Genomic DNA, 25845 nt, shown 5'->3' with positions numbered 1-25845 from the left:
TCCAGCCTTTCTAGGACAGTGGGCCGGTGACGGCCTCGGCAGCGGTAACATAGGTGCCGTCGGCAACAAGCCGGACGGAGTGCTCGAGCTCGGGCGCGAGGAAGCGGTCGGTGGCCGGCCCCTCGACGTGTTCCCGGAGGGCGGCTCTGGCCGCCGCCGTGGCCGGGGCGGGCGTCAACGGCGCGCGCAGGTCGAGGGCCCGTGCGGCGGTGAGGATCTCGATCGCCAGCACCCGCTCCAGGCCGTCGACGGCCCGGCGCAGCTTGCGCGCGGCGGACCAGCCCATCGAGACGTGGTCCTCCTGCATCGCACTGCTCGGGATCGAGTCGACGCTGGCCGGGACCGCCAGGCGCTTCAGCTCGGAGACGATCGCAGCCTGCGTGTACTGCGCGATCATGTGGCCGCTGTCCACGCCCGGGTCGTCGGCCAGGAACGCGTTCAGCCCATGGCTGCGGGCGACGTCCAGGAACCGGTCGGTACGACGTTCGCTGATGCTTGCCAGGTCCGCGACGGCGATCGCCAGGAAGTCGAGCACGTATCCGACCGGGGCGCCGTGGAAGTTGCCGTTGGACTCGACCCGGCCGTCCGGGAGTACGACCGGGTTGTCGATCGCGGCGGCGAGCTCACGGCCGGCGACGGTCGCCGCGTGCTCCGCGGTGTCGCGGGCGGCGCCGTGGACCTGGGGCGAACACCGCAGGGAGTAGGCGTCCTGCACCCGGTTGCAGTCCGGGCCGCGGTGGCTGGCGACGATCGCGCTGTCCTTGAGGATCGCGCGCAGGTTGGCGGCGGCCTTCGCCTGACCGGGATGGGGCCTCAGAGCTTGCAGGTCCTCGGCGAAGACCCGGTCGGTGCCCAGCTGGGCCTCGACGCTCATCGCAGCGGCCAGGTCGGCGGTCTTGAACAGCCGGTCGAGGTCGGCGAGCGCGAGCAGCAGCATGCCGAGCATGCCGTCGGTGCCGTTGATCAGCGCGAGGCCTTCCTTCTCGGCCAGCACGACCGGCTGCAGACCGTGCTGGGCCAGCGCCTCGCCTGCGTCGAGGAGGTTGCCGTCGGCATCGCGGACCTGGCCCTCACCCATGATCGCGAGGGCGACATGCGACAGCGGTGCGAGGTCACCCGAGCAGCCGAGGCTGCCGTACTCGTGCACCACCGGTGTCAGGTGCGCGTTGAGCAGACCGGCGTACGCCTGGGCGGTCTCGACCTTCACGCCGGTGCGGCCGGTGGCGAGCGTCGACAGCCGCAGCAGGGCCAGTGCCCGGACGACCTCGGTCTCCACCTCGGGGCCCGAGCCTGCCGCGTGCGAGCGGATCAGGCTGCGTTGCAGCTGCGCCCGGAGCTCCGGCGCGATGTGCCGCGTCGCGAGTGCGCCGAATCCGGTCGAGACGCCGTAGTGCGGGGTGTCCGCGTGGGCCAGCGCCTCGATCGCGGCGCGTGACTTCGCGATCTCCTCGAGTGCCTGGTCGTCGATCCGTACCTGCGCGCCGTACCGCGCGACCGCGACCACTTCGGCCGGGGTCAGCGGTCCGGTGCCGACATTCACTGTGTGTTCCACCCGAACATTGCACCGCGCGGGAACGATCCCGGACAGCAGCACCGCAGTACTTTCCGTCTCGGATCTGAGACAGCATTCGCGACCCTCGGTAGCCGTAGAGTCCTGCCATGGTGTTCGAGATCCGGACGGCGCGCCCGGAGGATGCGGTGGGGGTCGCCCGGGTCTGGGCAGCGGTGATGCCGCAACTGGTGAAAACCGCGCGCGCGATCGAGCTGCAGCTGCGGCACGCCCACAGCCAAGAGGTGCTGATCGCCGTCGACGGCCCGGACGTGGTCGGGTACGCGAACATCTACCTGCCGCCGCCGGACGCTTCCGCGCCTCGGGTGCGGGTGACGATCCAGGTGCCGCCGGAGTACCGCAAGCGCGGCATCGGGAGTGCGTTGACCGACACGATCACCGAGCGGGCTGTGGAGCTCGGCGCGGGGCGGTTGCTGGTGGTCGTGGCCGACGATCCCGAGTCGAAGGCGTTCGCGGAGAAGCGCGGATTCGCGATCGGCCGGCGGATGTCGCACTCCGCCGCCGACCTGACCGCCGCGCGCGAACCACTCGCTCCACCGGAGGGATTGCGCGTGGCGACGTACGACGCGTTGGACCCGCGGCAGCTGTACGACGCCGAGGTCCAGGTCCGCGACGACGACCCGAGCGGGCTGTCCGGCGGACCGGCGTACGAGGAATGGGTGCGGACGTCGTGGGACAACCCGGACATCCGGTTCGACCTGAGCATCGCTGTCCTCGACGGGGACCAAGTGTTGTCGTTCGTGACCACGACCGCGGACCCGGACCGGCATGTGATCTGGTCGAACCTGACCGGCACGATCCCCTCGGCGCGCGGCCGCGGGCTGGCGAAGGTGGTGAAGTCCGTGGCACTGGCCCGGGCGCGGGACGCCGGGTTCACGGTCGCGTCGACCGGCAACGACGCGGCGAACGAGCCGATGCTCGCGGTGAACCGGTGGCTCGGCTACCGGGAGACCTCGGGCGCCTGGACCGCGGAGAAGGCGCTGTGAAGCGGCTCGCGACGTCGCTGACGTTCTTCCTGGTGCTGTCGCTGGTCATCGGCTACCTGGTGTCCGGGCCCGCATTCATGGACTGGGGTGTGGCCGGCGGGCTGTTCGCGGTCGCGATCGCCGGTGAGGGCTTCCGGTTCTGGTTGCGCCGGAACCGGGCCAAGAAGCGGGACTCGTCGAGCGTGTGAGGTTACGCTGCCGTTGTGAGCGGCAACGTTCCCGCGTCGACCCGCACGTTGCGCGTGCTGACGTTCCTGGCCACCCAGCCGGGTCCGGTACCGATGGAGCGCATCGCGTCCGCGGTCGGGCTGCCGCGCTCGTCGACGTACCACTTGCTGCGGGCAATGATCGACGAGGGGTTCGTTGTCCACCTGCCCGAGGAGAAGCGGTACGGGCTCGGCGTGGCGGCCTTCGAGATCGGGTCCGCGTACCTGCGGCATGACCCGCTGGAGCGGTTGGCGCGGCCGTTGCTCGCGCAGCTGGTGCACGAGGTCGGCCAGACGGCGCATCTCGGCGTACTGCACGGGCGGGAGCTGGTTTACCTGCTGAAGGAGCAGCCGCCGCGGCCGGTGACCTTGGTGACCGACGTCGGCGTACGGCTGCCTGCCACGCTCACCGCATCCGGCCGGGCGCTGCTGGCGGAGCTGCCGCCGGCCCAGGTACGGGCTCTCTTCCCCACCCCTGAGTCGTTCGTCCGTCGCACCGACCTCGGCCCGCAATCCCTCACCCAACTCCGCCGCCTCCTCGCTGACGAGAAACGCCAGGGCTATGCGGTCGAGGACTCCTTCATCACCCCCGGCGTCGCCTCTGTAGCCAGCGCCGCCGTAGACCACGCCGGCCATCCGGTCGCCGCCATCAGCGTCACCTTCCGCACCGACACCGTCCCCACCACAGAACGCCCCGGCCTGGCCCACAAAATCCGCCAGGCCGCCAAAGCCCTCACCCGACGGCTGCACGGGTAACCAAGCCCACGCGTGAGCACTCGCGCGCGCTGGCGGCTGTCAGGTGTCCGCGGGACCGCCGGTCGTACGAAACAGAGAACCCTCCGATCCGCCTGGATCGGAGGGTTCCATCTGGGGGCTACCAGGACGACTTGGTGATGCCGGGGAGTTCGCCTCGGTGGGCCATGGTGCGGAAGCGGATTCGGGAGATGCCTGCCTTGCCGATGTAGCCGCGGGGGCGGCCGTCTACGGCGTCGCGGTTGCGGATTCGGACGGGACTGGCGTCTCGGGGGAGCTTCTGGAGCTTGAGTTGAGCTTCGGCGCGCTCGGGTGCGGTGGAGTGCGGGCCGGCGAGGATCGCTTTCAGCGTGGACCGGCGCTCGGAGTAGTGGGCGGCGGTGCGGCGGCGGTGGTTGTTGCGGGCGATCTTCGCCGTGGTCGCCATCAGCGCTCTTCGCGGAACTCGACGTGCTCGCGCAGCGCCGGGTCGTACTTGCGGATCACCAGCCGGTCGGGATTGTTCCGGCGGTTCTTCCGCGTTACATAGGTGAAGCCGGTGCCCGCCGTGCTGCGGAGCTTGATGATCGGGCGGAGGTCGTTGCGCTTGGCCATGCTGTCCTTTCTCTTACTCAGCTGAACGCCGGCCGGGTGGCGGCTATTCCGCCTCGCAGAGTACTTTGTATTGGTTATCGTTTTCAACAAGACGGGAGAGTCGATGCTGCCGGTGACCTTGGTGACGGGCCTCGACGACGGGTTCCGCAGTGCCATGGCGTGGAACCTGCTGGCCGCCGCCGGCCCGACCGGCGTCCTCGTGGAGTACGACGTGAGCAGTCTGAGCAGCGGCGACGTCGTCCGGACGGCCCGGACCGCCGCCGGGGTGATCGACCGCGAGGTGATCACGATGAAGCACCCGTGCGTCTCCTGTGCGATGCGCGGCTCGCTGGTGCAGCTGCTGGCGAGCATCGCCGCCGTCGAGCGGTACGGCATCGCGATCGTCAACGTGCCCGCGGCCGGCGACACGCACGCGATCGCGACCGAGATCGACCGCGACACCGATCTGCGCGTCGACGCCGTCGTCACCACCGTCGACACGGCCACCGTGACAGCCGACCTCACCGGCGACCAGCTGATCCGGGAGCGCGGCGTCCCGACCGCGGCCGAGGACGGTCGCGCGATCGCCGAGGTCGTCGTACGGCAGCTGGAGTCCGCGAACGCCGCAGTCCTGAGCACTGACGACGACACGGTCCGGGACCTGCTGCAGGCCATCAACCCGCAACTGCTGGTCAGGACCACGACGACCGCCCTGATCGGCCTCCGCCTCACGGTCCCCGCCGTCGAACCGGGCTCGATCGCGGTCCCGACGGAGCGGACCTTCATCTGGCAGTCGGCCCGGCCCTTCCACCCCGAGCGGCTGTACGACGCCCTCGAAGACCTGGTCGCCGGCACGTGCCGCGGCCGCGGGACGCTCTGGATCGCGACGCAGCACCGCAACCGGCTGAGCTGGGACAGCTTCGGCACGAACATCGCGATCGGCGTCCTCGGCCCCTGGCTCGCCGACCTCCCGGCAGATCGCTGGGCGAGCGTCGGGCAGCAGCACCAGGCCCGCTCGGCCCTCGAGTGGGACCCCGAGTACGGCGACCGCGCGTCGTACCTGTCCTTCACCGGCGCCGATCTGGACGGCCGGGAATTACGGGAGCGCCTCGACGGTTGTGTCCTGCGTGCGGACGAAGCGGTCCACCCCCTGACCGATCCGTTCGCCCCCTACTTGGAAGGAAGTACCGCAGCATGAAGAAGGACATCCACCCCGACTACCGCCGGGTCGTCTTCCGGGACAAGTCCGGCAACTTCAGCTTCCTCACCGGTTCGACCCGCGAGAGCAACGAGACCGTCGTCTGGGAGGACGGGAACACCTATCCCGTCGTCGACGTCGAGATCTCGTCCGCGAGCCACCCGTTCTACACGGGCCAGCAGCGCGTGATGGACACCCAGGGCCGCGTGGAGAAGTTCAAGAAGCGCTACGGCCAGTCGTAAACCCCGGCAACATCACCAGCCCGTCACCCCCACCGAGGGTGACGGGCTGTTTGCTTGCCACTCAAGCAGTAACGGTCGCCATGTGGCAGAACGCCTGCAGCCAGCGGCCGTCCGAACGGACGTAGACCTGGCGCGGCGCCTGCGCCACAGGCCTGGGGAGGATTTGCTGCCCGATTCGGCACGCGATCCTCCCCACGCCGGACGTGTCTCGGATGCGAGACGGCGGATCGGCGGCGGTGCTGTCGGACAGCGGGTGGGCGGATCACACTGTGCGCATGGAACCGGTGGAGCTCACGGGTGCCGGGCTGTCGCCGTTGGAGGCGGTCGCGCTCGGGCAGCGGCGTACGGCGGTGCGGCTGAGCGACGACGCCCGCAAGCGGATGTACGAGTCCGCGCAGGTGGTGGCCGACGTGGCCGGGCGGCGGCCGGTGTACGGGCGGACCACCGGCGTCGGGGCGAACCGGGACGTGCTGACGTCCGACCCGGAGCACGGCGCGCGGCTGCTCGGATCGCACTCCACGACCGGTACCACGTCGTACCCGAAGGACGTCGTCCGGCTGGGGCTGCTGATCCGGGTCAACCAGCTCGCGGCGGGCGGATCCGGACTCGAACCGGCGGTCGCCGACGCGATCGTCGACCTCCTCAACGACGACAACCTGCCGGACCTGCACCGCGGCGGCGCGATCGGCACCGGCGACCTCGGCCCGCTCGCCGAACTCGGCCTCGCGCTCGGCGACGTCATCGACGGGACCAGCGCGCTCCCGCTGCTGTCGAGCAACGCGCTCACGCTGGCCGAGTGCTGCCTCGCGTACGTCGAGGCGTCCACGCTGATCAACGTCGTACCGCTGGTCGGCGCCCTGTCCCATGTCGCGCTGCGCGGCAACGCCGAGGTGTACGACATCCGGGTGCACGAGGCCCGTCCGCAGCCCGGCCAGGTCCGGGTCGCGCGCCGGATGCGCGAGCTGCTCGACGACCTGCCGATCACTCCCGCGCGAGTCCAGGACCCCTTCGGACTCAGAGCTTTCGCGCAGGTGCTCGGCCCGGCCGTCGACCATTCCGATGCCCTCGGCAACAGTGTGCGGATCGACATCAACGCGGCGGCGGAGAACCCGTTGGTGGCCGGCGACACCGTGCTGCACAACGGCAACTGGCACGCGATGCCGATCGCGCTCGCGCTGGACTCGCTCCGGCTCAGCCTGCACAGTGTCGCGACGCTGTCGACGACCCGGGTGGCGAACCTGGTCGACCCGGACTACACCGGTCTCAGCCGGTTCCTCGCCAGCGGGGCGGAGGCGAGCTCGGGCGTGATGATGATCGAGTACGTCGCGCACGACGCACTCGCCGCGGTCCGCTCGGCCGCGCAGCCCGCGACCCTCGGTACGGCGACCCTGTCCCGCGGCGCCGAGCTGCACGCCAGCTTCGCCCCGCAGGCCGCCGTACTCACCAAGCAGCTCCTCGACGCCCTCCGCGAGGTCATCGCCAGCGAACTCGTCACGGCCGTCCGCGCGATCCGCCTGGCCGGCCTGACCCCCGACGACCTGGCCCCCGCCGCCGTCGGCCCCTGGCTGGCGGACGCGTTGGCGGCCCTCCCGGGTGACCTGGCCGACCGGTCCCTCCGGGAGGACCTGGAAATCGCCCGGGGCCTGCTCACCCAATGGGGCGATCGCCAGGTCGAACACCCGGCCGAGTCCGGCTAACTGTCTGTGGGGACCCTCAGAGCCGGTTGTAAGCCTTCAGGGTGCGTAGGGCGCCGACGGTCACGATGCCGCGGTACTCGAGGGTCGCGGCCGGGCCCGGCGGTTCCCAGGTGATCGCCCAGCCACCGTCGTCCTGCTGGTCCTCGATCAGGCGGTCGAGGTGAGCCTCGAGCTGGGCGTCGGTGAAGAGCGGCCGCCAGAAGCTGTCCGGTGTCGGGGCGAACTGCAGCGGCGTCACGCCGTACGTCGGGTCTGCCGCGTCGGCACGGTAGTGCGCGAGCTTGGGGAGCCACTCGCGGACACGGTCGAAGTCGGCGTCCCCGGTGTGTTCCAGGAACTCCAGCGCCTCGTGCATGCCGTGCGCGTCCTCCGGGAACCCCTTCGCCAGCTCGGCGGCGCACCAGGCGGCGGCGCGAGCACGCCACGGGTGCTCGACGCCGAGCTTGTGCAGCCGGCCGACCAGGCCCGCGGTCGGGTTGATACCGGGCTGGTAGGTCCACTCGGTGATGTGCTCGGCGCGCGGGTAGCCCTCGACCGCCGGACCGCACAGCGGCACCGCACCGTCAGGGGTCGCGACCGAATCGAGCCAGTCCACCGCCCGCCGGATCATGTCCTCGTCACGCGCACCGGCAGCGAGCATCGTGTCGAACGCGACCTCCACGTCCAGCGGCAAGCTGTCCGGGCACCGCTTGTCCGGCTCCAGGCCCTGCCCGAAGCCGCCGTCGGCGTTCTGGAACCCGCGGAGCGCGTCGACCACGCCCTGCGGGTCAGCTCCTTCGAACACCGAGGCGAAGAGCCGCCGCTCGAGCACCCGAGCGTCGCGCCGTACGAAGTCCCGTCCTGCCGTGAAGATGTCCATGCCCCCACCTTTCCCCATCCGCACCGGCAGGTCTTGAACGAATCGGACGTCAGGGTTCGAAGCGGTAGCCCATGCCGGGCTCGGTGAGCAGGTGTTTGGGGCGGGCCGGGTCGGGTTCGAGTTTGCGGCGGAGCTGGCCCATGTAGAAGCGGAGGTTGCCGCCGGCGGTCTCGTAGCCGGGGCCCCAGACCTCGGTGAGGAGCTGGCGCTGGGACATCAGCTTGCCGGGGTTGCGAACCAGGACTTCCAGCAGGTGCCACTCGGTCGGGGTGAGGCGGATGTCCTCGCCGTTCTCGAGCGTGACGCGCTTCGCGGCCAGATCGACGACGGCGCCGCCGACCGTGACGACCGGCTGGTCCTGGGCGACGTTGCTGCGGCGGAGTACGGCGCGCATCCGGGCCAGCAGCTCGTCGATCCCGAACGGCTTCGTCACGTAGTCGTCCGCGCCGGCGTCCAGCGCCTCGACCTTGTCGGTCTGGTCGGTCCGCCCGGACAGCACCAGGATCGGCGCGTCGGTCCACCCACGGAGGCCGCGGATCACGTCGACACCGTCGAAGTCCGGCAGCCCGAGATCGAGGATCACCAGCTCCGGCGGATGCTGCGCGGCGACCTTCAGGGCCGACGTGCCGGTGCCGGCCAGGTGCACTTCGTACCCGCGTGCCTTCAGGTTGATCTGCAACGCCCGCACGATCTGCGGCTCGTCGTCAACCACCAATACCCGAGTCACCTTGCTCCGATCGTTCACGGCTGCCGGGGACCGGCACGTCAGCGGGGGCAGTCGGGATGGCGACCACCATGGTCAGTCCACCACCTGGGGTGTCCTCGGGCTGCAAGGTGCCGTGCATCGCCTCGGCGAGTCCTCGCGCGAGCGCCAGACCGAGTCCGACGCCGACCGTGTTGTCGGTGTCGCCGAGTCGCTGGAACGGCGCGAACACCCGGTCCCGGTCCGCCCGCGGGATGCCCGGTCCGCGGTCGACCACCCGGACCTCGACGGTGTCGCCGAGCGCGCTCCCGGTGATCAGCGGCGCCCGGCCGGGCGGCGAGTAGCGGATCGCGTTCGCCAGCAGGTTCGCCACTACGCGCTCGAGCAGCGCCGGGTCCGCCTCGACCAGCGGCAGCGTGTCGGGGACGTCGACGGTCACCTGGTCCGCGTCGTCGCCCAGCTCGGACAGTACGCCGGGGAGGATCTCGTCGAGCGCCATCGGCCGGGTGAAGACCGGGAGTACGCCGGCCTGCAGCCGGCTCAGGTCGAGCAGGTTGTCGACGAGCCGCGACAACCGGTCGAGCGACTCGTCCGCGGTCTCCAGCAGCTCCGCGCGCTCGGACTCGCTCCACTCGACGTCGTCGCTGCGCAGCGAAGTCACCGACGCCTTCGCCGACGCCAACGGGGATCGCAGGTCGTGGCCGACGGCCCGCAGGAGCGCCGTACGCAGCTTGTCGGCCTCGGCCAGCGGCTTCGCCTCGGCGGCCGCCTCACTCAACCGGGCCCGATCGACGAGGGCCGCCGCGTGCGCCGCGAACGCCCCGACCAGCCGCCGCTCGTCCGCCTCCAGTTGGTGGCCCTGCAGCACCAGCACCAGGTCGTCGCGGGCCGGGATCTCCGCATCGGCCTCCTCCGGCCGGGTGCACGTGAGGGTCCCGGCCGAGGCCAAAGGTCGCCAGACCTCGGTCAGCTCGTCGTCGTCCACGCGCTCCATGAGGCACGCCCCGGTCATCCCGAACGCCTCCCGGACCCGCTCCAACAGGGCGGGCAGCGCGGTCTCGCCCCGCAGTACCGAGCCGGCCAGGGTCGCCAGCGTCTCCGACTCCGCGGCCGCCCGGGCCGCCTGCCTGGTACGGCGGGCGGCGCGGTCGACGACCGAGCTGACCATCGCGGCGACCATCACGAAGATCGCCAGCGCGAGGGCGTTGTTCACCTCGGCGATCGTGAACGTCCGGGTCGGCGGCGTGAAGAAGTAGTTGAGGACCAGCGAACCGCCGATCGCGGTGACCATCGCCGGCCACATGCCACCGACCAGCGCGACCACGACCACCGCGAACAGGAACGCCAGCACGTTGCTCGTCAGGTTCAGCGTGTCGCCGCCGAGGCCGAGCAACAGCGCCAGCAGCGGCGGCAGGACGACGGACAGGACGAAACCCTGGATCTTGCGGCGCCGGGAGAGCGCGCCGCGCTGCCGCGGCAGCCGGCCGCGGCCCATCTGCGAATGGGTGACGATGTGGACGTCGATGTCGCCGGAATCGCGGATCGTGGTGGCGCCGATCCCCGGGCCGGTGAACAGCGAACCGAGCCGGGACCGGCGACTGCCGCCGAGCACCAGCTGGGTGGCGTTCTCCGCCCGCGCGAAGGTGAGCAGCGCCGCCGGGATGTCGTCGCCGACCACCTGGTGGTAGGTCCCGCCGATCTTCTCGACGAGATTGCGCTGCTCGGCGAGCTTGGTCGGGTTCGCGCCGGTCAGGCCGTCGGAGCGCGCGACGTGCACCGCGAGCACGTCGCCGCCGGCGGACCGGGCGGCGATCCGGGCGGCACGCCGGATCAGCGTCTCGCCCTCGGGTCCACCCGTCAGCGCGACCACGACCCGCTCCCGGGTGTCCCAGGTCGAGTCGATGTCGTGCTGGGCACGGTACTGCTGCAGGCCGGCGTCCACCCGGTCGGCGAGCCACAGCAGCGCCAGCTCCCGCAGAGCGGACAGGTTGCCGACCCGGAAGTAGTTGCCCAGGGCAGCGTCCACCTTGTCGGCGGCATAGATGTTGCCGTGCGCCATCCGCCGGCGCAGCGCCTCCGGGGTCATGTCGACGAGCTCGATCTGGTCCGCGGCCCGCACCACGCGGTCCGGAACGGTCTCCTGCTGCGGTACGCCGGTGATCTTCTCGACCACGTCGTTGATCGACTCGAGGTGCTGGATGTTCAGCGTCGAGATCACGTCGATCCCGGCGTTCAGCAGCTCCTCGATGTCCTGCCAGCGCTTCTCGTTGCGGCTGCCCGGCACGTTGGTGTGCGCCATCTCGTCGATCAGCGCGACCTCCGGCCGCCGGGCCAGCACCGCGTCGAGGTCCATCTCGGTGAAGCTGGCGCCGCGGTGGTCCAGGATCCGCCGCGGCACCGTCTCCATGCTGCCGAGCATCTCTTCGGTGTACCTGCGGCCGTGGGTCTCGACCAGGCCGACCACGACGTCGGTGCCCCGGGCATGCCGGCGACGACCCTCGCCCAGCATCTTGTAGGTCTTCCCAACGCCGGGCGCGGCCCCCAGATAGATCCGCAGATGCCCGCGGCCGCTCATTCTCGTCCACGTCCTCGCTTCGCTCCGGGCGCGGACGAGGCACGAGCTGCGCTGTGTTGAATTGTGAACTCGCTGCGCTCGTTCATACGTCCATGCTCTCAGAGTGCCGCGAGCGCGCTGTTGAGCTTGACCACGTTGACGCGCGGCTCACCCAGGAAACCGAGGGTGCGACCCTCCGTGCTCTCCTTGACGAGCTGCCGGACCTTCTCCACCGGCAGACCCCGCTCCCGCGCGACGCGGCTGACCTGCAGGGCGGCGTACGCCGGGCTGATGTGCGGGTCGAGCCCGCTGCCGCTGGCCGTGACCGCATCCGGCGGGACCTGGGACGGGGCGACGCCCTCCAGTGCCGCGACCGCCTGACGCCGCTCGTCGACCGCGGCGACCAGGTCCGCGTTGTTCGGACCGAGGTTCGACCCGCCGCTGGCGGCCGCGTCGTAGTCGCTCGCGGACGGGCGGGTCTGGAACCACTTCGGGTCGGCGACCATGATCGGCTGCCCGTCGGCGTCCTTCTTGCCACTGTCCATCGTGTACGCCTGGCCGATCAGGTCCGAGCCGACGGCCTTGCCGTCGACCTTGACGATCGACCCGTTCGCGTTCCCGTGGAACAGCACCTGCGAGACGCCGGTCATTACCAGCGGGTAAGCGATGCCGAGCACCACGGTGAAGAACAGGAGCACTCGGACCGCTACCCCGAACTGGCGGAGACTGCTTGCCATTGCCAACTACCTTTCAGCGAAGACCGGGGATCAGCGAGATCACCAGGTCGAGGAGCTTGATGCCGATGAACGGGCTGACCAGGCCACCGACGCCGTAGATCAGCAGGTTGCGGCGCAGCATGGCCGACGCGGACGACGGCTTGTACTGCACACCGCGCAGCGCCAGCGGCACCAGGCCGACGATGATCAGGGCGTTGAACACGATCGCGGACACGATCGCCGACTGCGGCGAGTGCAGCCCCATGATGTTCAGCTTGTCCAGCCCGGGATACGCCGCCGCGAACAGCGCCGGCAGGATCGCGAAGTACTTCGCCACGTCGTTCGCGATCGAGAACGTGGTCAGCGAACCGCGGGTGATCAGCAACTGCTTGCCGATCTCGACGATCTCGATCAGCTTGGTCGGGTTCGAGTCGAGGTCGACCATGTTGCCGGCCTCCTTGGCGGCCGACGTCCCGGAGTTCATCGCCACGCCGACATCGGCCTGCGCCAGCGCCGGAGCGTCGTTCGTGCCGTCGCCGGTCATCGCGACCAGGCGACCACCTTCCTGCTCCTTCTTGATCAGCGCCATCTTGTCCTCGGGCGTCGCCTCGGCCAGGAAGTCGTCGACCCCGGCCTCGTCGGCGATCGCCTTCGCGGTCAGCGCGTTGTCGCCGGTGATCATCACGGTCCGGATGCCCATCCGGCGCATCTCGTCGAACCGCTCCCGCATCCCTTCCTTGACGACGTCCTTCAGATGGATGACGCCCAGCGCGCGCGCCGCTCCGTCGATGCTCTCGGCAACGACCAGCGGTGTGCCGCCGGAGGCCGAGATGCCGTCGACGATCTCGCCGAGCCGCGGATCCGTCGTACCGCCGTGCTGGCCGATCCAGTTGTTCACCGCGCCCGCGGCGCCCTTGCGGACCTGCCGGCCGTCGACGTCCACGCCGCTCATCCGCGTCTGCGCGGTGAACTCCACGAAGGTTGCGTGCGGCAACTCTCCGGTGTGGCGCTCACGCAGCCCGTAGCCCGTTTTCGCGAGTACGACGATCGACCGGCCTTCCGGCGTCTCGTCGGCGAGGCTGGACAGCTGCGCCGCGTCGGCCAGCTCGGTGTCGGACACGCCGTCCACCGGGATGAACTCGGCCGCCTGCCGGTTGCCCAGCGTGATGGTGCCGGTCTTGTCCAGCAGCAGGGTGTTCACGTCCCCCGCGGCCTCGACCGCACGGCCGGACATCGCCAGCACGTTGCGCTGCACCAACCGGTCCATACCCGCGATCCCGATCGCGGACAGCAGCGCGCCGATCGTGGTCGGGATCAGGCAGACCAGCAAGGCCACCAGGATCACCAGGCTCAGGTTCGTGTGCGCGTAGTTCGCGAAGGTCGGCAGCGTCACGGTCGCGATCAGGAAGACGATCGTCAGGCTGGCCAGCAGGATGTTGAGCGCGATCTCGTTCGGCGTCTTCTGCCGCGACGCGCCCTCGACGAGCGCGATCATCCGGTCGATGAAGCTCTCACCGGGCCGGGTGGTGATCTTCACGACGATCCGGTCCGAGAGCACCTTCGTACCGCCGGTGACCGCGCTCCGGTCGCCGCCGGACTCACGGATGACGGGCGCCGACTCGCCGGTGATCGCCGATTCGTCGACCGACGCGACACCCTCGACGACGTCACCGTCGCCGGGGATGATCTGGCCGGCCTCGACCACGACCAGGTCCCCCAGTCCCAGCTGGGTGGCCGGTACCTGTTCCTCGCCGCCGTCCGCGGTCAGGCGGCGCGCGGTGGTCTCGGTCTTGGCCCGGCGCAGCGTCTCGGCCTGGGCCTTGCCCCGGCCCTCCGCGACCGCCTCCGCGAGGTTCGCGAAGATCACGGTCAGCCAGAGCCAGACCACGATCCACCAGACGAACACACTGGAGTCGGTGACGACGAAGATCGTCGACGCGACCGCGCCGACCTCGACCACGAACATCACCGGGTTCCGCACCATCACCCGCGGGTCGAGCTTGCGCAGCGCGTCCGGCAGCGAGGTGAGCAGCATCTTCGGGTCGAACAGGCCTGAAGCTGCCTTTTTCGGGGTCGCCGCCGGTTTCGAGACGGGCGGCGTCGTCAGCGTGGTCACAGTCCCTCCGCGAGGGGTCCAAGAGTCAATGCGGGGAAGTAGGTCAGGCCGGTCACGATCACGACGACGCCGACGAGCATCGTCACGAACAGGGCTTTGTGGGTGGGCAGCGTGCCCTGGGTCACCGGCACCGGCTGTTGCTGGGCGAGCGACCCGGCCAGGGCCAGCGCCAGCACGATCGGTACGAACCGGCCGAGGAGCATCACTAGGCCGAGCGCGGTGTTGTAGAACGGGATGTTCCCGCTCAGGCCGGCGAACGCGCTGCCGTTGTTGTTGCCGGCCGACGTGAACGCGTACAGCACCTCGGAGAACCCGTGCGGGCTGTCGGTGTTGAGGATCGAGGCCCGCGCCACCGCGAGCCCCATCGCGAGCGAGGCGCCGACGAGGACGACGGTCGGCGTCGCCAGGATGTACATCGAGACCAGCTTCATCTCGCGGGCGGTGATCTTCTTCTTCAGGTACTCCGGGGTGCGCCCGACCATCAGGCCGGCGACGAACACGGTGAGGATCGCCAGGATCAGCATCCCGTACAACCCGGTGCCGGTGCCGCCCGGCGACACCTCGCCGAGCATCATGTGGAACAGCGCCGTGCCGCCGCCGAGGGGCGTGAACGAGTCGTGCATCGAGTTCACCGCGCCGGTCGACGTACCGGTCGTCGAGGTCGCGAACAGCGCCGAAGCCCACTCGCCGAACCGGGTCTCCTTACCCTCCATCGCCGCGCCCGCGGCCTGGGTCGCCGTACCGGCTCCCTGGGTCTCGAAGAACGTGGCGGAGAAGGTGAAGGCGGCCCAGAGCGTACCCATCACGCCGAGGATCGCGTACCCCTGCCGCTTGTCCTTGACCATCAGGCCGAAGGTCCGGGTGATGCACACCGGGATGACCAGCAGCAGGAAGATCTCGAACAGGTTCGACAGCGGGTTCGGGTTCTCGAACGGGTGCGCGGAGTTGGCGTTGTAGAAGCCGCCGCCGTTGGTGCCGAGCTCCTTGATGACCTCCTGGCTCGCGACCGGTCCACCCGGGAGGTGCTGGGTCTGGCCGACCACCGAGGTGACTTCATGCCCGCCGGAGAAGTTCTGGACAACGCCCGTCGCGACCAGCACGACGGTGCCGACCACCGCGATCGGCAGCAGGATCCGCAGCGTGGTCCGGGTCAGGTCGACCCAGAAGTTGCCGAGCCGGTCGGTCTTCGCGCGGGCGAACCCGCGGATCAGCGCGACCGCGACGACCATGCCGACGGCTGCCGACAGGAAGTTCTGGACGGCGAGACCGGCGAACTGGACCAGGTGGCCCATGACCGCCTCGGGCACGTAGTTCTGCCAGTTGGTGTTCGAGACGAAGGACGCGGCGGTGTTGAACGCCAGGCCGGACTCGACGTTCGGCAGCCCGAGCGACAGCGGCAGCCAGTGCTGCAGACGCTGGAGCAGGTACAGCAGGACGACGCTGACCGCGGAGAACGCGAGCAGCGACCGGGCGTAGACCGCCCACGTCTGGTCAGCCTTCGAGTCGACGCCGAACAGCTTGTACGTCGCCCGCTCTAGCCGCAGGTCCTTGTCGGACGTGTAGACGCGAGCCATGTACCCGCCCAGCGGCCGGTAGACGGCCGCCAGGCACAGGATCAGGAGGCCGACCTGCAACAGGCCGGCCGCGGTGTCGGACATCAGAACCTCTCGGGAAAGATCAGGGCGGCGATCAGATAGAGGACCAGAGCAGCGGCCACGACCAGGCCGGCAATGTTCTCGGCGCTCACAATTTCTCCACTCCGCGCAGCGCGGACCAGGCGGCCGCGAACACGACGACGATGAGTGCGAGGTAGACGACGTCACCCATGACGGCGACACCTCACGACGAATGTGCTCATGGGTTCAACTGGACACCGCTAGCTGCCCGGTCAGGAGGGTTCTCGCAGGGCTCTCACACCCGCTGACACAGCTCTCACAGGCTTCTCACATACTTACGCCTGGCATTCCCACCGACAGACAAGGGAAGAACACACACGTGACTGAACTGGACACGCCCGCCACCGCCGAGCAGTTCTTCTCCGCGGAGACCCGGACCGCGCTCGCCGAGGCGAGCCGCAAGCTCGCCGAGCGGCTCCAGGCACACACCGACGCCCTGCTCGCGATGACGGGCGACGAGGACCACACCACGCTGTTCGAGCACAACGCCGCGCTCGAGGGCGTGGTCGAGGACTGGAACGACGCGGTCTTCGAGCACACCGGTACGGCGCCGCTGCTGCTGGACGACGCGGTCGACGACGAGGACGAGGAGGTCGAGCAGGACCAGGTGATCAGCGTCGTCTCGCGGTTCGACCTGCGCGTGGTCGACCTGGACGCGCTGCTGGAGGCCGGTCGCGCCGCGCAGGAGCGGCACCCGGCCGAGCTGGACGAGTCCGGCGACCGGGAGCCGGTCGACTCCGCCGAACAGGCGATCTACGAGATCAGCCGTGAGGTCGGCGAGGCCTGGTTCGAGCTGCCCGGGATCGAGATGGTCGCCGGCGCCCGGGCGTACGTCGTACCCGAGCAGCCGTTCGAGCCGCTCGACGCGGACGCCGAGGACGTCGTCACCGAGCTGATCGCCCCGAACGGCGTGGCCACCCACGCCGAGACCTGGGCCTAGACCAGTAACTCCCCGTCGAGCACCGTGATCGCCCGGCCCTTCAGGTAGACGCGGTCGCCCGACGGCACCACCTGGACGACACCGCCTCGGGCGGACGCCTGGTAGCCCACCAGTTCGTCCCGCCCGAGGCGCTCGGCCCAGTACGGCGCCAGGCTCGTGTGTGCACTCCCCGTCACCGGATCCTCCGGGATCCCACTCGCGGGCGCGAAGAAGCGCGACACGAAGTCGTACTTCGTCCCCTGCGCGGTCACGATCAGTCCGCGCAGGTTCCCGCGCTGGGTGATCCTGGCGATCGCGTCGTAGTCGGGCACGACCGCGAGCACCGTCGCCTCGTCCTGCACGACGACCAGCAGGTCACGGAGCTCGCCGGTGACGTAGACCTGCTGCGGCTCGACCGCGAGCGCGGCGGCCAGCCCCTCCGGCACCGGCTCCTCGATCGGCCGGTTCACCGGGAAGTCCAGCGTGATCCCGTCGTCGGCGACGTCCGCCACCAGCACCCCGCTCAGCGTCGCGAAGGAGGTCTTCCCGGACACCTTCCCGTCCGCGGCCAGCACGTGGGCGGTCGCCAACGTCGCGTGCCCGCACAGCACCACTTCCTTGGTCGGCGTGAACCAGCGCAGGTCCCACTCCGCCTCGGCGCCCGCCGACGGCCGGACGAACGCGGTCTCCGCGTGCTTCATCTCGGCGGCCACGGACCGCATCCAGCCCTCGTCGGGCCAGTCCCCGGCCTCGAGCACACAGACCCCAGCCGGGTTCCCGGTGAAGGGCCGGTCGGCGAACGCATCAACCACGCGGATCCTCATACCCCCGACGCTAACGATTCCGGCGGTATCCGTTCCATAACCACTTTTTGGTCGAGTGGCCTTGAACCGCATCGCCGATCCAGGCGTATCGAAGGGTGTCCCGCACATACCTATCGAGGGGGAAGTGTCATGTCACTGCGCTCGAAAGGCCGGCCACTCGCGGTCGCGACGGCGCTGGTCAGCGGTCTTGCGCTGATCGCCCCGGCCACGGCCGACGCACACCGGTCCCATTCACCACTCGTCGTACAGCAGGTGAACCTGGTCTCCGACCAGGCCGGCAAAGCCGCACTCCAGGACGCCGACCTCGTCAACCCGTGGGGTCTGTCGCTCGGCGCGACCACCCCGCTGTGGTCGTCGAACAACGGTACGTCGTCATCCACGCTCTACTCTTCCGCACCGGGTTCCAACACCGCGACCAAGGTGCCCACCGTCCGGGTGACCCTGCCGGCGCCCACCGGGCAGGTGTCCAACCCGGGCACCGGCTTCGTGCTCAGCAACGGCACCACCAGCGCGCCGGCCCGGTTCATCTTCGCCACCGAAACGGGTCAGATCGCCGCCTGGAGCCCCCAGGTCGACGCGTTGATCGGCCCGGCCGAGATCAAAGCCACGACGCCCGGGGCGGTCTACAAGGGGCTGGCGCTCGCGACAACCAGATCAGGGGACCGGTTGTACGCCGCCAACTTCGCGCAGAAGCGGATCGACGTGTTCGACAGCTCGTTCCACCCGGTGAGGCTGCCGCGCTGGGCGTTCCGCGACGTCCGGCTGCCCCGGGGGTACGCACCCTTCAACGTGCAAACGCTGAACGGGCGGATCTTCGTCACCTACGCGCTGCTCGACCCCAAGACGAACGACGAGATCGCCGGGCCGGGCCGCGGGTTCGTCGACGTCTACACGGTCGGTGGCAGGCTGATCACCCGCGTCGCGTCCCGCGGCACACTGAACGCCCCGTGGGGTCTCGCGCTGGCCCCCGCCGCCTGGGGTCTGCCGGCCGGCACGCTGTTCGTCGGCAACTTCGGCGACGGGCACATCAGCGTGTTCCGCCCGTCGTACGGCCGTTATCACTTCGCTGGCCAACTGCGCGGCAGCAACGGCAAGACGCTGGCGATCGACGGCCTCTGGGCTCTCCTTCAGGGCACCGCCACGACCGGGGGCACCGACGTCCTGTGGTTCTCCGCGGGCCCCGACGACGAGTCCCACGGCCTCCTCGGTCAACTCAGGCGTTGAGAGATTTCTCGAACCAGTGGTGGGCGTAAGGCTCGGCGTTGAAGGCCGGAACCTCCTGGTAACCAGCTGACTGGTAGAGCGCGATGGCTTCGGTCAGGTTGTGGTTGGTCTCCAGACGTACGGCGGGTGCGTGGTGCGCAGCCGCCGTACGTTCGAGCTCGGCCAGCAGGCGGCGGCCGAGCCCGAGGCCTCGTGCGTCCGGCGAGACCCACATGCGCTTGATCTCGGCCGGTTCGTCGCCGTGCAGCTTGAGTGCACCGCAGCCGACCGGCTCTCCGTGAAGTGTTGCCAGCAGCAACAAACCCGCGGGCGGTGTGAGCTCGGCGTTGTCCGCCGAGATGCTGCGCGCCGGGTCGAAGCCGACGTCGAAGCGTCGCCCGAGCTCGGCGAAGTACTCCGCCAAGCAGTACTGCGCCGCCGGCAGCCGCGGGTCCGCCAACTCCACCCGCACCATCGACGCCGTGAGCAGCCGCGTGACGTCGTCCATCGCCGCGATCAACCGCTCCCGCTGCCCCTCGCTCAGGGGCTCCAGAATCGCGGCGGCGAGCTCGTCGGAGCGTGCGTCCAGCACCCGCCGCTCGGCGAGGCCGTCGGAGGTCAACCGCGCCATCCGGACCCGCCCATCCGCCGCGCCGGGCTCGACCCGGACCAGTCCGGCGCGTTCGAGCGACCGCAGCAACCGGCTCACGTACCCGGAGTCGAGATCGAGCCGGGCGCGCAACGAACGCACGTCACACCCGTCCGGCCCGATCTCCCACAGCAACCGGTCCTCCCCGAGCGGTCGGCCGCGCGCGAGGTAGTCCTCCCGCAAGGCCCCGACCCGCTGCGTCACCAACCGGTTGAACCGCCGTACCTCCGTCACACCCATTCTCTGACTTTAGTCAGGTATTTCTTCGGGCGACAGCTTGGGTCGCCCGGACGCGGCCGTCGGTCAGTGCGGCGGTCAGGTTCTCGAGACGCTTTCGGAAGTCGGGAACGAACGCCTGCAGACCGAGCGGGGTGGGCGGGAGCGACTGGATCGTTTGCATCAGGGGTGCGATCGTCTCGGTCAGGTCCGCCCAGTGCTCGACGGTGAGTCCCGCGGTTTCGATGACCTTGCGCAGCTCGTCCGGTGCGGCGATGTGGGAGTGCTCGACTCCGTCGGCCCACGGCATCGGGTAGTCGATCTCGCGCCCATCGCCGGCCGTGATGTCCCACAGCGCCAGTCGACCGCCGACCCGCAGGACGCGCCGCGCTTCGTGGTAGAGACGGCGCTTGTCGGCCACGTTCATCTGGACGTGCTGGCTGAACACGACGTCGAACTTCGAGTCGTCATACGGCAGCGCGGTCACATCTGCCTGTCGTACGTCGATCTTGTCGTCGAGGCCGACCAGGCGGTTGAGCCATGCGGCGATCTCGCAGTACTCGTCCGACAGGTCGACGGCCGTCACGGTACAGCCGAAGCTCGACGCGACGTACCGCGCCGTGCCGCCGATGCCGGCACCCGCATCCAGCACCGCGCTGGTCTCGGCGATACCGATCAGCTCGGCCAACTGGACGGTCGCGAGCCGTCCGCCGGTGTGGTAGTCCTCCAGCAGCGCGAGATCCTCGGCGCGCAAGCCGTCCAGATCTTTGCCTGCAGCAACCAGCGCCTGCTCGATGCCTCGCCGGGCCGCGCCCGTCCGGTACGGAATCATGGTCTCTCCCTTTGTGGACACTGTCCACATTAGCTCGGCTTAGTGGACAGTGTCCACCTTGTTATCCTGAGCCGGTGAACGACCCCGAAGCAGCGCTCCCGCGCCGACGGCGCCCGCGCGGCGACGTCCGCGCCGGCCTGGTCGCCGCCGGTCTCGAGCTCGCGCGGACCGGGGGTCCGGACGCCGTGGTACTGCGGGAGGCGACGCGGATCGTCGGCGTCGTACCGAACGCGGCGTACCGGCATTTCGCCGATCGGGACGAGTTGCTCGCCGAGGTGTGCGCCGCGGCGATGAACGCGCTGGCCGAGCGGATGACCGCGGGAATCGGCCGGGTCCGCGGCGGGGCCGGCGCAGCGCAACGCCGGCTGGCCGCGATCGGGACGGCGTACCTCGAGTTCGCTCGCGCGGAGCCCGGCCTGTTCGCGACTGCGTTCGCGGTCCCACAGCAGCATGGCTACGACGAGCGGAACGGGACTCCTCTGGGCCTGCTCCGCGACGCGCTCGACGAGCTGGTAGCGGCGGGCGTCCTCGATCCGCAGCGACGCGAGGGCATCGAGTACCCGATCTGGTCGATCGTTCACGGCACGGCTGTCCTCACCGGCCAGGGACCGCTCCGCGATGCGCCCGCGGCCGAGCTCCGCCGGATCGAGGCTCGGACGCTGGCGTTCATCAACAACAGCCTCACGTGAACGAGGCCGGACCCAATTGGGCCCGGCCTCGGTGTTCTGTTCTTGTCAGTCGATGGGGCGGAGTTCGTCGGCGTACGAGACGGAGACCCGGCGCAGTACGCCGTCCTTCACCGAGTACTGCCCCATCCGCCACAGCGGCGGGCTGTAGGCGTGCACCGTGACGCTGCCCTTGTCGAGGCCGGTCAGGCGGTGGATGTGGTCGGGGCCGAAGCCGTACACGTCACCCGCCTCGACCTCGGTCTCGATCGAGTCGGTGCCGATCGCGAGGTTGTGCTCGACGAGCTTGCCGCGGGCGACCGCGACCGCACCGGAGGAGACGTCGTGGTCGTGCCAGCCGGTGTCGTTCACGGGGGTCCAGCAGATCAGCCACACGTCGACGTTCGCGTCCCGGTGCAGCGAGGCGAAGACCCGCTCCTCGTCGCTGTACGCGACCTGGTCCTCCCACAGGTGCGGCTGCGCGGCGATCGACGCGGCCAGCTCGGCCAACTCCGCGGGCGTCAGGTCGCGGCCCGGAAGGTCGTCCAGCGACAAACAGTTGTTGAGCTCCACGAGCCGGCTGGCCTGGCGCGCCGGGACGTCGGGTACGTCGATTGGCTGGGCAGTCACTGCACTCCCCTCTCAGGAGATGTCCGGCTGCCGAAGAGCAGCCGGTGCGGATTGTCGTGGCGGATCACCGCGGTCGCGGCGTCGCCCTGGCGGAGGTCGGCGGCGTCGGCGTACGGCCGGTCGGTGCCGTGCACCACCTGGTCGATGCCGAGCACCCGCGCGACCGCGTCGATCCCCTGCGGGCCGTAGCTCGAGGTGTCGACGTACAGATTCGGGTCGATGGTGCCGAGCCGGCCGCCGCGCGCGGTCAGCCGCTCATGGTGCACCGGCGCGAGACCGGCCGCCGCGACGAAGCACAGCCGCAGCTCGGGGAACTCGCGCCGCCCACCGAAGGCATGCCACGCCCACCACGCGGCCTGCAGTTGAGCGGTGTAGTCGACGACCGGCGCCCACCAACCTGGCGCATCGGTCGATCGCGCCTTACCGGGGTGCACGAGGATCGGTTTGTTCTTGCGCTCGGCGGCGCGCAGCAATTCTCCTTGCACCTCCCAGCCACTCGGCGTGGTGAGCACGTGCGCAGGCAGTTGAAGACCCAGGAACCCCTTGTCCAGCAGGGTTTCCAGCCCTTTCACATCAGCGTCTCGCAGATCGGCGGACGCCCATGAGCGGAACGGCTCGGGGAACTCCGCGGCGCCGTCATGCCAGGCTTGGAGCAGTTCCGCATCGCCCAGCTCCTCGACACCGAGCGGGCTCGACAGCGACACGGCGGCCAGCGCCGTATTGGCGTCCTGCTCGATCGCGACCCGCTTGCCGAGCTCATGCGCGGCCGGATCCACCTCGTACGGCGCTTCGGTCGCACAGTGCAGCGTCCACCCGTCGAGGTACGGCGGCTCACGACGAGCCCGCAGCCGATCCACGAACGCCTCCGGCCAGAGGTGCTGATGAACGTCGATCATCGGGCCCTCCTTCACGCCGGTTTGATCAGATTGAAGCGCTTCAGTACGCCTAGAGTGAAGCGCTTCAAAGCACCGCCTGTCAAGTCCCACCCCCACCCGCCGGACACCAACCACCCCATCCCCGTCACCACTCCACCAACCACTCGGCCCACCGTCCGCCCGGCTGGCCGCCCACCCACCCCGCCTGCCTCCCCAAGCAGCACCCGCTCGCCTGCCCGGCACACGGCACCACCGCTCGCTCGCCTGCCCGGCACCACCGCTCGCTCGCCCACCCCACCATCCGCGCATCCGCCCGCCCGCATCCGGCACCGCCGCTCGCCCGCACGCTCGCCCCGAGTTGCGCGCCACCGCTCGCCCGTCGCCCGCTCCGCACCCGGTACCGCAGCCCGCTCGCCCCACCATCCGCAGGCTCGCCCGCCGACCCCGTATCCGGGACCGCCGCACACCCGCATGCTCGCCCCACGTTGCGCGCGACCGCTCGCCGACCCGCCCGCCGCACAATCCGCACGCCGCCCGCCCCGTACCCGGTACCACCGCGCGCCCACCGCTCGCCCCGCGTTGCGTGCCACCGCTCGCTCGCCGCCCCCGCATCCCCGGCGCCGCCCGACCGTTCGAGTGGTCAACCCTCGAGGTTGCCCGTTCCCCCACCGGCATCACACCTGCCAACCGGCGAACTGAGGGGTGAACGTCGGGGCCGGTCGGCGGCGTCGTCTGGATTTGTCCGTGGCGGCGGCTAGGGTCGTGGACATGTCCGGAACCGGCCGGAGGCCAACCCTCAAGGACATCGCCGCCGAGACCGGGCTCTCGATGGCCGCAGTGTCGTACGCACTGCGCGGTCTGCACGGCACACCAGAGACCCGCCAGCGAGTCCAGGACGCCGCCGAGCGCCTCGGCTACCAGGCCGACCCCGTCGCCCGCGCGCTCGCCTCGGGCCGCAGCGGCTCGATCGGCGTACTGTGCGCTTCGCTCGAAGACCTCTGGCAACAACGCGTCGCCGCCGCCCTCGGCCGCGAACTCCTGGCGCCGGACCGGAACGCCTGGATCATCGACTCCGCCGGCGACGCCGGCCGCCAGCTCGAGCTCGCCCAGCACCTCGTCGACCATCGCGCCGACGCGATCGTGGTGATCCCGATCGACCCGGCCGCGAAGGCGTGGGCCGACATCGCCCGCGAGGTCCCGGTGATCGCGATCGGCGACGAACTGCCGGGCGCGAAAGCAAAGTCCGAGGTGATCCTCGACAACGAGACCGGCGTGACCACTGCCCTGCGACGCCTCGCGGACGCCGGCCACCGCGACATCGCCGTACTGAGCCCGACGCGCCGCCTCGAGGTCGAGCGCCCCGCCGAGGTGATCGCACAACGCGTGGCAAGAGACCTCGGCCTGAAGCTCCGCCTCCTGCAATGCCCGCACGACCTGACCGGCGCGACCGACGTCGCCCGTGCCTTGCTCGCCGACGACAGCCGCCCGACCGGCATCCTCGCCCTCGCCGATTCGATGGCCTTCGGCGTGTACGCCGCCAGCCGCGAACTCGGCCTGCGCATCCCGAAGGACCTGTCCCTGCTCGGCTACGACGACCAGCCGATGTCCCAACTCCTCACGCCACCCCTGTCGACCTTCCACTGGCCCCTCGACGACCTGGTCACCCACGTCGTCTCCCGCGTGACCTCCGCGGTCGACACCAACCGCCGAGTCCGCCGCACCACCCTCACCCCAACCCTGATCGAACGCGGCTCGGTAGCCGCCCCACCCACCTGAGCAGGACGACCACCGATACACAACAGGTTCCACGCGATCGAAACTAGACTAAATCACTGGACTTACTTCCCGATGTCCAAAATCCGGGCAAAGTGCGCGAACTGTCCTCACCCTCGCCCGCGCCACTGGCATCCTGGCGCGGCAGCTGCTCACCCAAGGTGGGCCGCTACTCGGCACGTGAGCGCGCGTCTACGAGCCGCCGCCTCGACTGTGGAACGAGGTACGAACGTCGCGCCGCGGGACAACGGCGCGGCCGCCGCGTCATGCGTGGTCGCCGCGTGAGCGCACCTGCACGAGGCACCGGCTCGACCGTCGCCCGAGGCCGGAAAGTCATCCCGCCGTGCTTGGCACGACAGCCACGGCCGCTGCGCCGGACCTGGTCGGCGCGCGCGCGTGCGTGTACGAGCCGCTGGCTCGGGTGTGGGCGAGGTAGGAACGTCGTGCTGTGGGACGACGGGCGCGGCCGCTGTACGTCGTCGACGCGTGAGCGCAGGCGTACGAGTCGCCGGGTCGACGTCGTACGAGGCAAGTGCGTGGTGCTGCCGGGTTGTGGCGCGACGGGCACGGCGACTGCGTCGTACCTGGTCGACGCGTGCGTGTGTGTGAACGAGCCGCCGGCTCGATTGTGGAAGACGAGGCAGGAACGTCGCGCTGTGGGACGACAGGCGCGGGCGCTGCGTCGTACATGGTCGACGCAGCGCGGCGTGTACGAGGCGCGGGCTCGACCGTCGCACGAGGCAGGAACGTGGTGCCGGCAGGTTGTGGCGCGAGGGGCACGGCCGCCGCGTCGTGTGTGGTCAGTGCGCGAGCAGAATGCGAGTGAGCGGATGTGTGCGAGCGGCCGGCTCAGCGCGCGTGCGGAGCTGTGAGGTCGTGCGGCTGCAGCCTGATGCCGCGTGCTGATGCCCGCGGGGGATGTGCTGGCACAGCCTTCTGTTTGCACAGCCAATTGACTGCAAAAGGCCAACTGCCGTCTGTACAAATGTTAAGGGCCACCCCGGTGTGGGGTGGCCCTTAACAGTGTGAATGTCCGGCGGCGTCCTACTCTCCCACGACCTCCCGGTCGCAGTACCATCGGCGCTGGCGGGCTTAACTTCCAGGTTCGGAATGGAGACTGGGTGTTTCCCCGACGCTATGGCCACCGAAACTCTATAGAAATATCAATCAAACCACTCAAGCCACACACCCACCTGCTGGGTGTGGTTGCTGGGTTCGACCGTATTCCGGGAACCGTACAGTGAACGCGAACATCGTTACTTTTGTAGCGCAGGCTTGCGACCAGCAAAAAGTCTTTGGACACTCCGCACCCGGAGGGGTGTGGTGTGTGTGACAAGCCCTCGGCCTATTAGTACCAGTCAGCTCCACACCTTACGGCGCTTCCACTTCTGGCCTATCAACCCAGTGGTC

The 25845-nt window shown here is 69.9% G+C and carries 25 protein-coding genes and 2 rRNA genes; 10 read left to right on the top strand and 17 right to left on the bottom strand.

Annotation, left to right across the window (positions count from 1 at the left end; genetic code table 11):
* Positions 1 to 10: 10 nt before the first annotated feature.
* Positions 11 to 1552, bottom strand: coding sequence for a histidine ammonia-lyase (gene hutH / locus ACWEOO_RS21625; RefSeq protein WP_452144515.1), 1542 nt, complete (start codon positions 1550 to 1552; stop codon positions 11 to 13).
* 107 nt (positions 1553 to 1659) lie between these two features.
* Here hutH and ACWEOO_RS21620 point away from each other — a divergent pair, with 107 nt between their 5' ends.
* Genes ACWEOO_RS21620 through ACWEOO_RS21610 form a run of 3 tightly spaced genes read left to right on the top strand, consistent with a single transcriptional unit; the run spans position 1660 to position 3518 of the window.
* Entirely contained in the window at positions 1660 to 2556 is an 897-nt protein-coding gene (locus ACWEOO_RS21620) for a GNAT family N-acetyltransferase (protein WP_452144514.1), read from the top strand.
* Positions 2553 to 2744, top strand: coding sequence for a hypothetical protein (locus ACWEOO_RS21615; RefSeq protein ID WP_359930975.1), 192 nt, complete (start codon positions 2553 to 2555; stop codon positions 2742 to 2744). The genes ACWEOO_RS21620 and ACWEOO_RS21615 overlap by 4 nt, the downstream gene beginning before the upstream one ends.
* A 15-nt stretch (positions 2745 to 2759) precedes the next feature.
* Positions 2760 to 3518, top strand: coding sequence for an IclR family transcriptional regulator (locus tag ACWEOO_RS21610; protein ID WP_452144513.1), 759 nt, complete (start codon positions 2760 to 2762; stop codon positions 3516 to 3518).
* 118 nt (positions 3519 to 3636) lie between these two features.
* Here ACWEOO_RS21610 and rpsN read toward each other — a convergent pair whose 3' ends face one another.
* Together rpsN and rpmG are read right to left on the bottom strand one after the other, a co-directional pair.
* Positions 3637 to 3942 carry a 30S ribosomal protein S14 gene (rpsN, locus tag ACWEOO_RS21605; RefSeq protein ID WP_452144512.1) on the bottom strand — a complete coding sequence of 102 codons (306 nt, stop codon included), beginning with the start codon at positions 3940 to 3942 and terminating at the stop codon, positions 3637 to 3639.
* Entirely contained in the window at positions 3942 to 4109 is a 168-nt protein-coding gene (gene rpmG / locus ACWEOO_RS21600; RefSeq protein WP_452144511.1) for a 50S ribosomal protein L33, read from the bottom strand. Before rpmG ends, rpsN begins: the two co-directional genes overlap by 1 nt.
* Positions 4110 to 4212: 103 nt before the next feature.
* Between rpmG and ACWEOO_RS21595 the strand changes: the two genes are divergently transcribed.
* From ACWEOO_RS21595 to ACWEOO_RS21585, 3 genes are all read left to right on the top strand, one after another.
* Complete coding sequence (locus ACWEOO_RS21595; protein ID WP_452144510.1) at positions 4213 to 5286, top strand: GTP-binding protein; 1074 nt, start codon at positions 4213 to 4215, stop codon at positions 5284 to 5286.
* The gene (locus ACWEOO_RS21590) at positions 5283 to 5528 is read left to right on the top strand and encodes a type B 50S ribosomal protein L31 (RefSeq protein WP_359930961.1); all 246 of its coding nucleotides are present in this window, start codon (positions 5283 to 5285) and stop codon (positions 5526 to 5528) included. The genes ACWEOO_RS21595 and ACWEOO_RS21590 overlap by 4 nt, the downstream gene beginning before the upstream one ends.
* A gap of 275 nt (positions 5529 to 5803) precedes the next feature.
* On the top strand, positions 5804 to 7225 hold the full coding sequence (locus tag ACWEOO_RS21585; RefSeq protein ID WP_452144509.1) for an aromatic amino acid lyase: 1422 nt from the start codon (positions 5804 to 5806) through the stop codon (positions 7223 to 7225).
* Between the two features lie 16 nt (positions 7226 to 7241).
* Here the strand turns inward: ACWEOO_RS21585 and ACWEOO_RS21580 are convergent, their stop codons facing one another.
* The 7 genes from ACWEOO_RS21580 to kdpF form a co-directional block, all read right to left on the bottom strand.
* Complete coding sequence (locus tag ACWEOO_RS21580) at positions 7242 to 8084, bottom strand: hypothetical protein (protein WP_452144508.1); 843 nt, start codon at positions 8082 to 8084, stop codon at positions 7242 to 7244.
* A gap of 49 nt (positions 8085 to 8133) precedes the next feature.
* Positions 8134 to 8811, bottom strand: a complete 678-nt coding sequence (locus ACWEOO_RS21575) for a response regulator (protein WP_134012015.1) — start codon at positions 8809 to 8811, stop codon at positions 8134 to 8136.
* Positions 8789 to 11362 carry a DUF4118 domain-containing protein gene (locus ACWEOO_RS21570; RefSeq protein WP_452144507.1) on the bottom strand — a complete coding sequence of 858 codons (2574 nt, stop codon included), beginning with the start codon at positions 11360 to 11362 and terminating at the stop codon, positions 8789 to 8791. The genes ACWEOO_RS21575 and ACWEOO_RS21570 overlap by 23 nt, the downstream gene beginning before the upstream one ends.
* A gap of 98 nt (positions 11363 to 11460) precedes the next feature.
* Entirely contained in the window at positions 11461 to 12084 is a 624-nt protein-coding gene (gene kdpC, locus ACWEOO_RS21565; protein WP_452144506.1) for a K(+)-transporting ATPase subunit C, read from the bottom strand.
* A 7-nt stretch (positions 12085 to 12091) separates the two neighbouring features.
* A complete protein-coding gene (gene kdpB / locus ACWEOO_RS21560) occupies positions 12092 to 14173 on the bottom strand; it encodes a potassium-transporting ATPase subunit KdpB (RefSeq protein ID WP_452144505.1) in 2082 nt (693 codons plus the stop codon).
* Entirely contained in the window at positions 14170 to 15831 is a 1662-nt protein-coding gene (gene kdpA / locus ACWEOO_RS21555; RefSeq protein ID WP_452144504.1) for a potassium-transporting ATPase subunit KdpA, read from the bottom strand. Before kdpA ends, kdpB begins: the two co-directional genes overlap by 4 nt.
* The gene (kdpF, locus tag ACWEOO_RS21550) at positions 15831 to 15920 is read right to left on the bottom strand and encodes a K(+)-transporting ATPase subunit F (RefSeq protein ID WP_137256202.1); all 90 of its coding nucleotides are present in this window, start codon (positions 15918 to 15920) and stop codon (positions 15831 to 15833) included. Before kdpF ends, kdpA begins: the two co-directional genes overlap by 1 nt.
* Positions 15921 to 16168: 248 nt before the next feature.
* On the opposite strand from kdpF, the gene ACWEOO_RS21545 reads away from it, so the two are divergent.
* A complete protein-coding gene (locus ACWEOO_RS21545; RefSeq protein WP_452144503.1) occupies positions 16169 to 16789 on the top strand; it encodes a hypothetical protein in 621 nt (206 codons plus the stop codon).
* On the opposite strand, the gene ACWEOO_RS21540 is transcribed toward ACWEOO_RS21545, so the two are convergent.
* Positions 16786 to 17592: a PhzF family phenazine biosynthesis protein gene (locus tag ACWEOO_RS21540; protein WP_452144502.1), complete on the bottom strand. Its 807-nt coding sequence runs from the start codon at positions 17590 to 17592 to the stop codon at positions 16786 to 16788. The genes ACWEOO_RS21545 and ACWEOO_RS21540 overlap by 4 nt on opposite strands.
* Before the next feature lie 129 nt (positions 17593 to 17721).
* Here ACWEOO_RS21540 and ACWEOO_RS21535 point away from each other — a divergent pair, with 129 nt between their 5' ends.
* A complete protein-coding gene (locus tag ACWEOO_RS21535; protein ID WP_452144501.1) occupies positions 17722 to 18816 on the top strand; it encodes a TIGR03118 family protein in 1095 nt (364 codons plus the stop codon).
* On the opposite strand, the gene ACWEOO_RS21530 is transcribed toward ACWEOO_RS21535, so the two are convergent.
* Together ACWEOO_RS21530 and ACWEOO_RS21525 are read right to left on the bottom strand one after the other, a co-directional pair.
* The gene (locus tag ACWEOO_RS21530; RefSeq protein ID WP_452144500.1) at positions 18806 to 19684 is read right to left on the bottom strand and encodes a GNAT family N-acetyltransferase; all 879 of its coding nucleotides are present in this window, start codon (positions 19682 to 19684) and stop codon (positions 18806 to 18808) included. The genes ACWEOO_RS21535 and ACWEOO_RS21530 overlap by 11 nt on opposite strands.
* Positions 19685 to 19697: 13 nt before the next feature.
* Positions 19698 to 20492 carry a class I SAM-dependent methyltransferase gene (locus tag ACWEOO_RS21525; RefSeq protein ID WP_452144499.1) on the bottom strand — a complete coding sequence of 265 codons (795 nt, stop codon included), beginning with the start codon at positions 20490 to 20492 and terminating at the stop codon, positions 19698 to 19700.
* 74 nt (positions 20493 to 20566) lie between these two features.
* Between ACWEOO_RS21525 and ACWEOO_RS21520 the strand changes: the two genes are divergently transcribed.
* On the top strand, positions 20567 to 21181 hold the full coding sequence (locus ACWEOO_RS21520) for a TetR/AcrR family transcriptional regulator (RefSeq protein ID WP_452144498.1): 615 nt from the start codon (positions 20567 to 20569) through the stop codon (positions 21179 to 21181).
* Between the two features lie 45 nt (positions 21182 to 21226).
* On the opposite strand, the gene ACWEOO_RS21515 is transcribed toward ACWEOO_RS21520, so the two are convergent.
* Positions 21227 to 21787 (bottom strand): cysteine dioxygenase, encoded by a 561-nt coding sequence (locus tag ACWEOO_RS21515; protein ID WP_355695433.1) that lies wholly within the window; start codon positions 21785 to 21787, stop codon positions 21227 to 21229.
* Complete coding sequence (locus ACWEOO_RS21510; protein ID WP_452144497.1) at positions 21784 to 22683, bottom strand: amidohydrolase family protein; 900 nt, start codon at positions 22681 to 22683, stop codon at positions 21784 to 21786. Before ACWEOO_RS21510 ends, ACWEOO_RS21515 begins: the two co-directional genes overlap by 4 nt.
* A 747-nt stretch (positions 22684 to 23430) precedes the next feature.
* On the opposite strand from ACWEOO_RS21510, the gene ACWEOO_RS21505 reads away from it, so the two are divergent.
* A complete protein-coding gene (locus ACWEOO_RS21505) occupies positions 23431 to 24438 on the top strand; it encodes a LacI family DNA-binding transcriptional regulator (protein WP_452144496.1) in 1008 nt (335 codons plus the stop codon).
* Positions 24439 to 25466: 1028 nt separating this feature from the next.
* On the opposite strand, the gene rrf is transcribed toward ACWEOO_RS21505, so the two are convergent.
* Both rrf and ACWEOO_RS21495 read right to left on the bottom strand, forming a co-directional pair.
* A 5S ribosomal RNA gene (gene rrf / locus ACWEOO_RS21500) occupies positions 25467 to 25584 on the bottom strand.
* Between the two features lie 179 nt (positions 25585 to 25763).
* Positions 25764 to 25845, bottom strand: a 23S ribosomal RNA gene (locus ACWEOO_RS21495); the annotation flags it as partial.

This window comes from Kribbella sp. NPDC004138 (genome assembly GCF_053603655.1).
Note: the sequence above shows the minus strand (reverse complement) of the source record. Positions and strands in the feature narration are given on the sequence as shown.

What these genes read in the sequence shown, in the direction of transcription:
- ACWEOO_RS21535 (WP_452144501.1), top strand. Translation starts at nt 17,722, where the DNA reads ATGTCACTGCGCTCGAAAGGCCGGCCACTCGCGGTCGCGACGGCGCTG.
- ACWEOO_RS21580 (WP_452144508.1), bottom strand. Translation starts at nt 8,084, where the DNA reads ATGGACATCTTCACGGCAGGACGGGACTTCGTACGGCGCGACGCTCGG.
- ACWEOO_RS21510 (WP_452144497.1), bottom strand. Translation starts at nt 22,683, where the DNA reads ATGATCGACGTTCATCAGCACCTCTGGCCGGAGGCGTTCGTGGATCGG.
- ACWEOO_RS21530 (WP_452144500.1), bottom strand. Translation starts at nt 19,684, where the DNA reads ATGGGTGTGACGGAGGTACGGCGGTTCAACCGGTTGGTGACGCAGCGG.
- rpmG (WP_452144511.1), bottom strand. Translation starts at nt 4,109, where the DNA reads ATGGCCAAGCGCAACGACCTCCGCCCGATCATCAAGCTCCGCAGCACG.
- ACWEOO_RS21585 (WP_452144509.1), top strand. Translation starts at nt 5,804, where the DNA reads ATGGAACCGGTGGAGCTCACGGGTGCCGGGCTGTCGCCGTTGGAGGCG.
- ACWEOO_RS21570 (WP_452144507.1), bottom strand. Translation starts at nt 11,362, where the DNA reads ATGAGCGGCCGCGGGCATCTGCGGATCTATCTGGGGGCCGCGCCCGGC.
- ACWEOO_RS21595 (WP_452144510.1), top strand. Translation starts at nt 4,213, where the DNA reads ATGCTGCCGGTGACCTTGGTGACGGGCCTCGACGACGGGTTCCGCAGT.
- ACWEOO_RS21620 (WP_452144514.1), top strand. Translation starts at nt 1,660, where the DNA reads ATGGTGTTCGAGATCCGGACGGCGCGCCCGGAGGATGCGGTGGGGGTC.
- rpsN (WP_452144512.1), bottom strand. Translation starts at nt 3,942, where the DNA reads ATGGCGACCACGGCGAAGATCGCCCGCAACAACCACCGCCGCCGCACC.
- ACWEOO_RS21590 (WP_359930961.1), top strand. Translation starts at nt 5,283, where the DNA reads ATGAAGAAGGACATCCACCCCGACTACCGCCGGGTCGTCTTCCGGGAC.
- ACWEOO_RS21525 (WP_452144499.1), bottom strand. Translation starts at nt 20,492, where the DNA reads ATGATTCCGTACCGGACGGGCGCGGCCCGGCGAGGCATCGAGCAGGCG.
- ACWEOO_RS21505 (WP_452144496.1), top strand. Translation starts at nt 23,431, where the DNA reads ATGTCCGGAACCGGCCGGAGGCCAACCCTCAAGGACATCGCCGCCGAG.
- kdpA (WP_452144504.1), bottom strand. Translation starts at nt 15,831, where the DNA reads ATGTCCGACACCGCGGCCGGCCTGTTGCAGGTCGGCCTCCTGATCCTG.
- ACWEOO_RS21540 (WP_452144502.1), bottom strand. Translation starts at nt 17,592, where the DNA reads ATGAGGATCCGCGTGGTTGATGCGTTCGCCGACCGGCCCTTCACCGGG.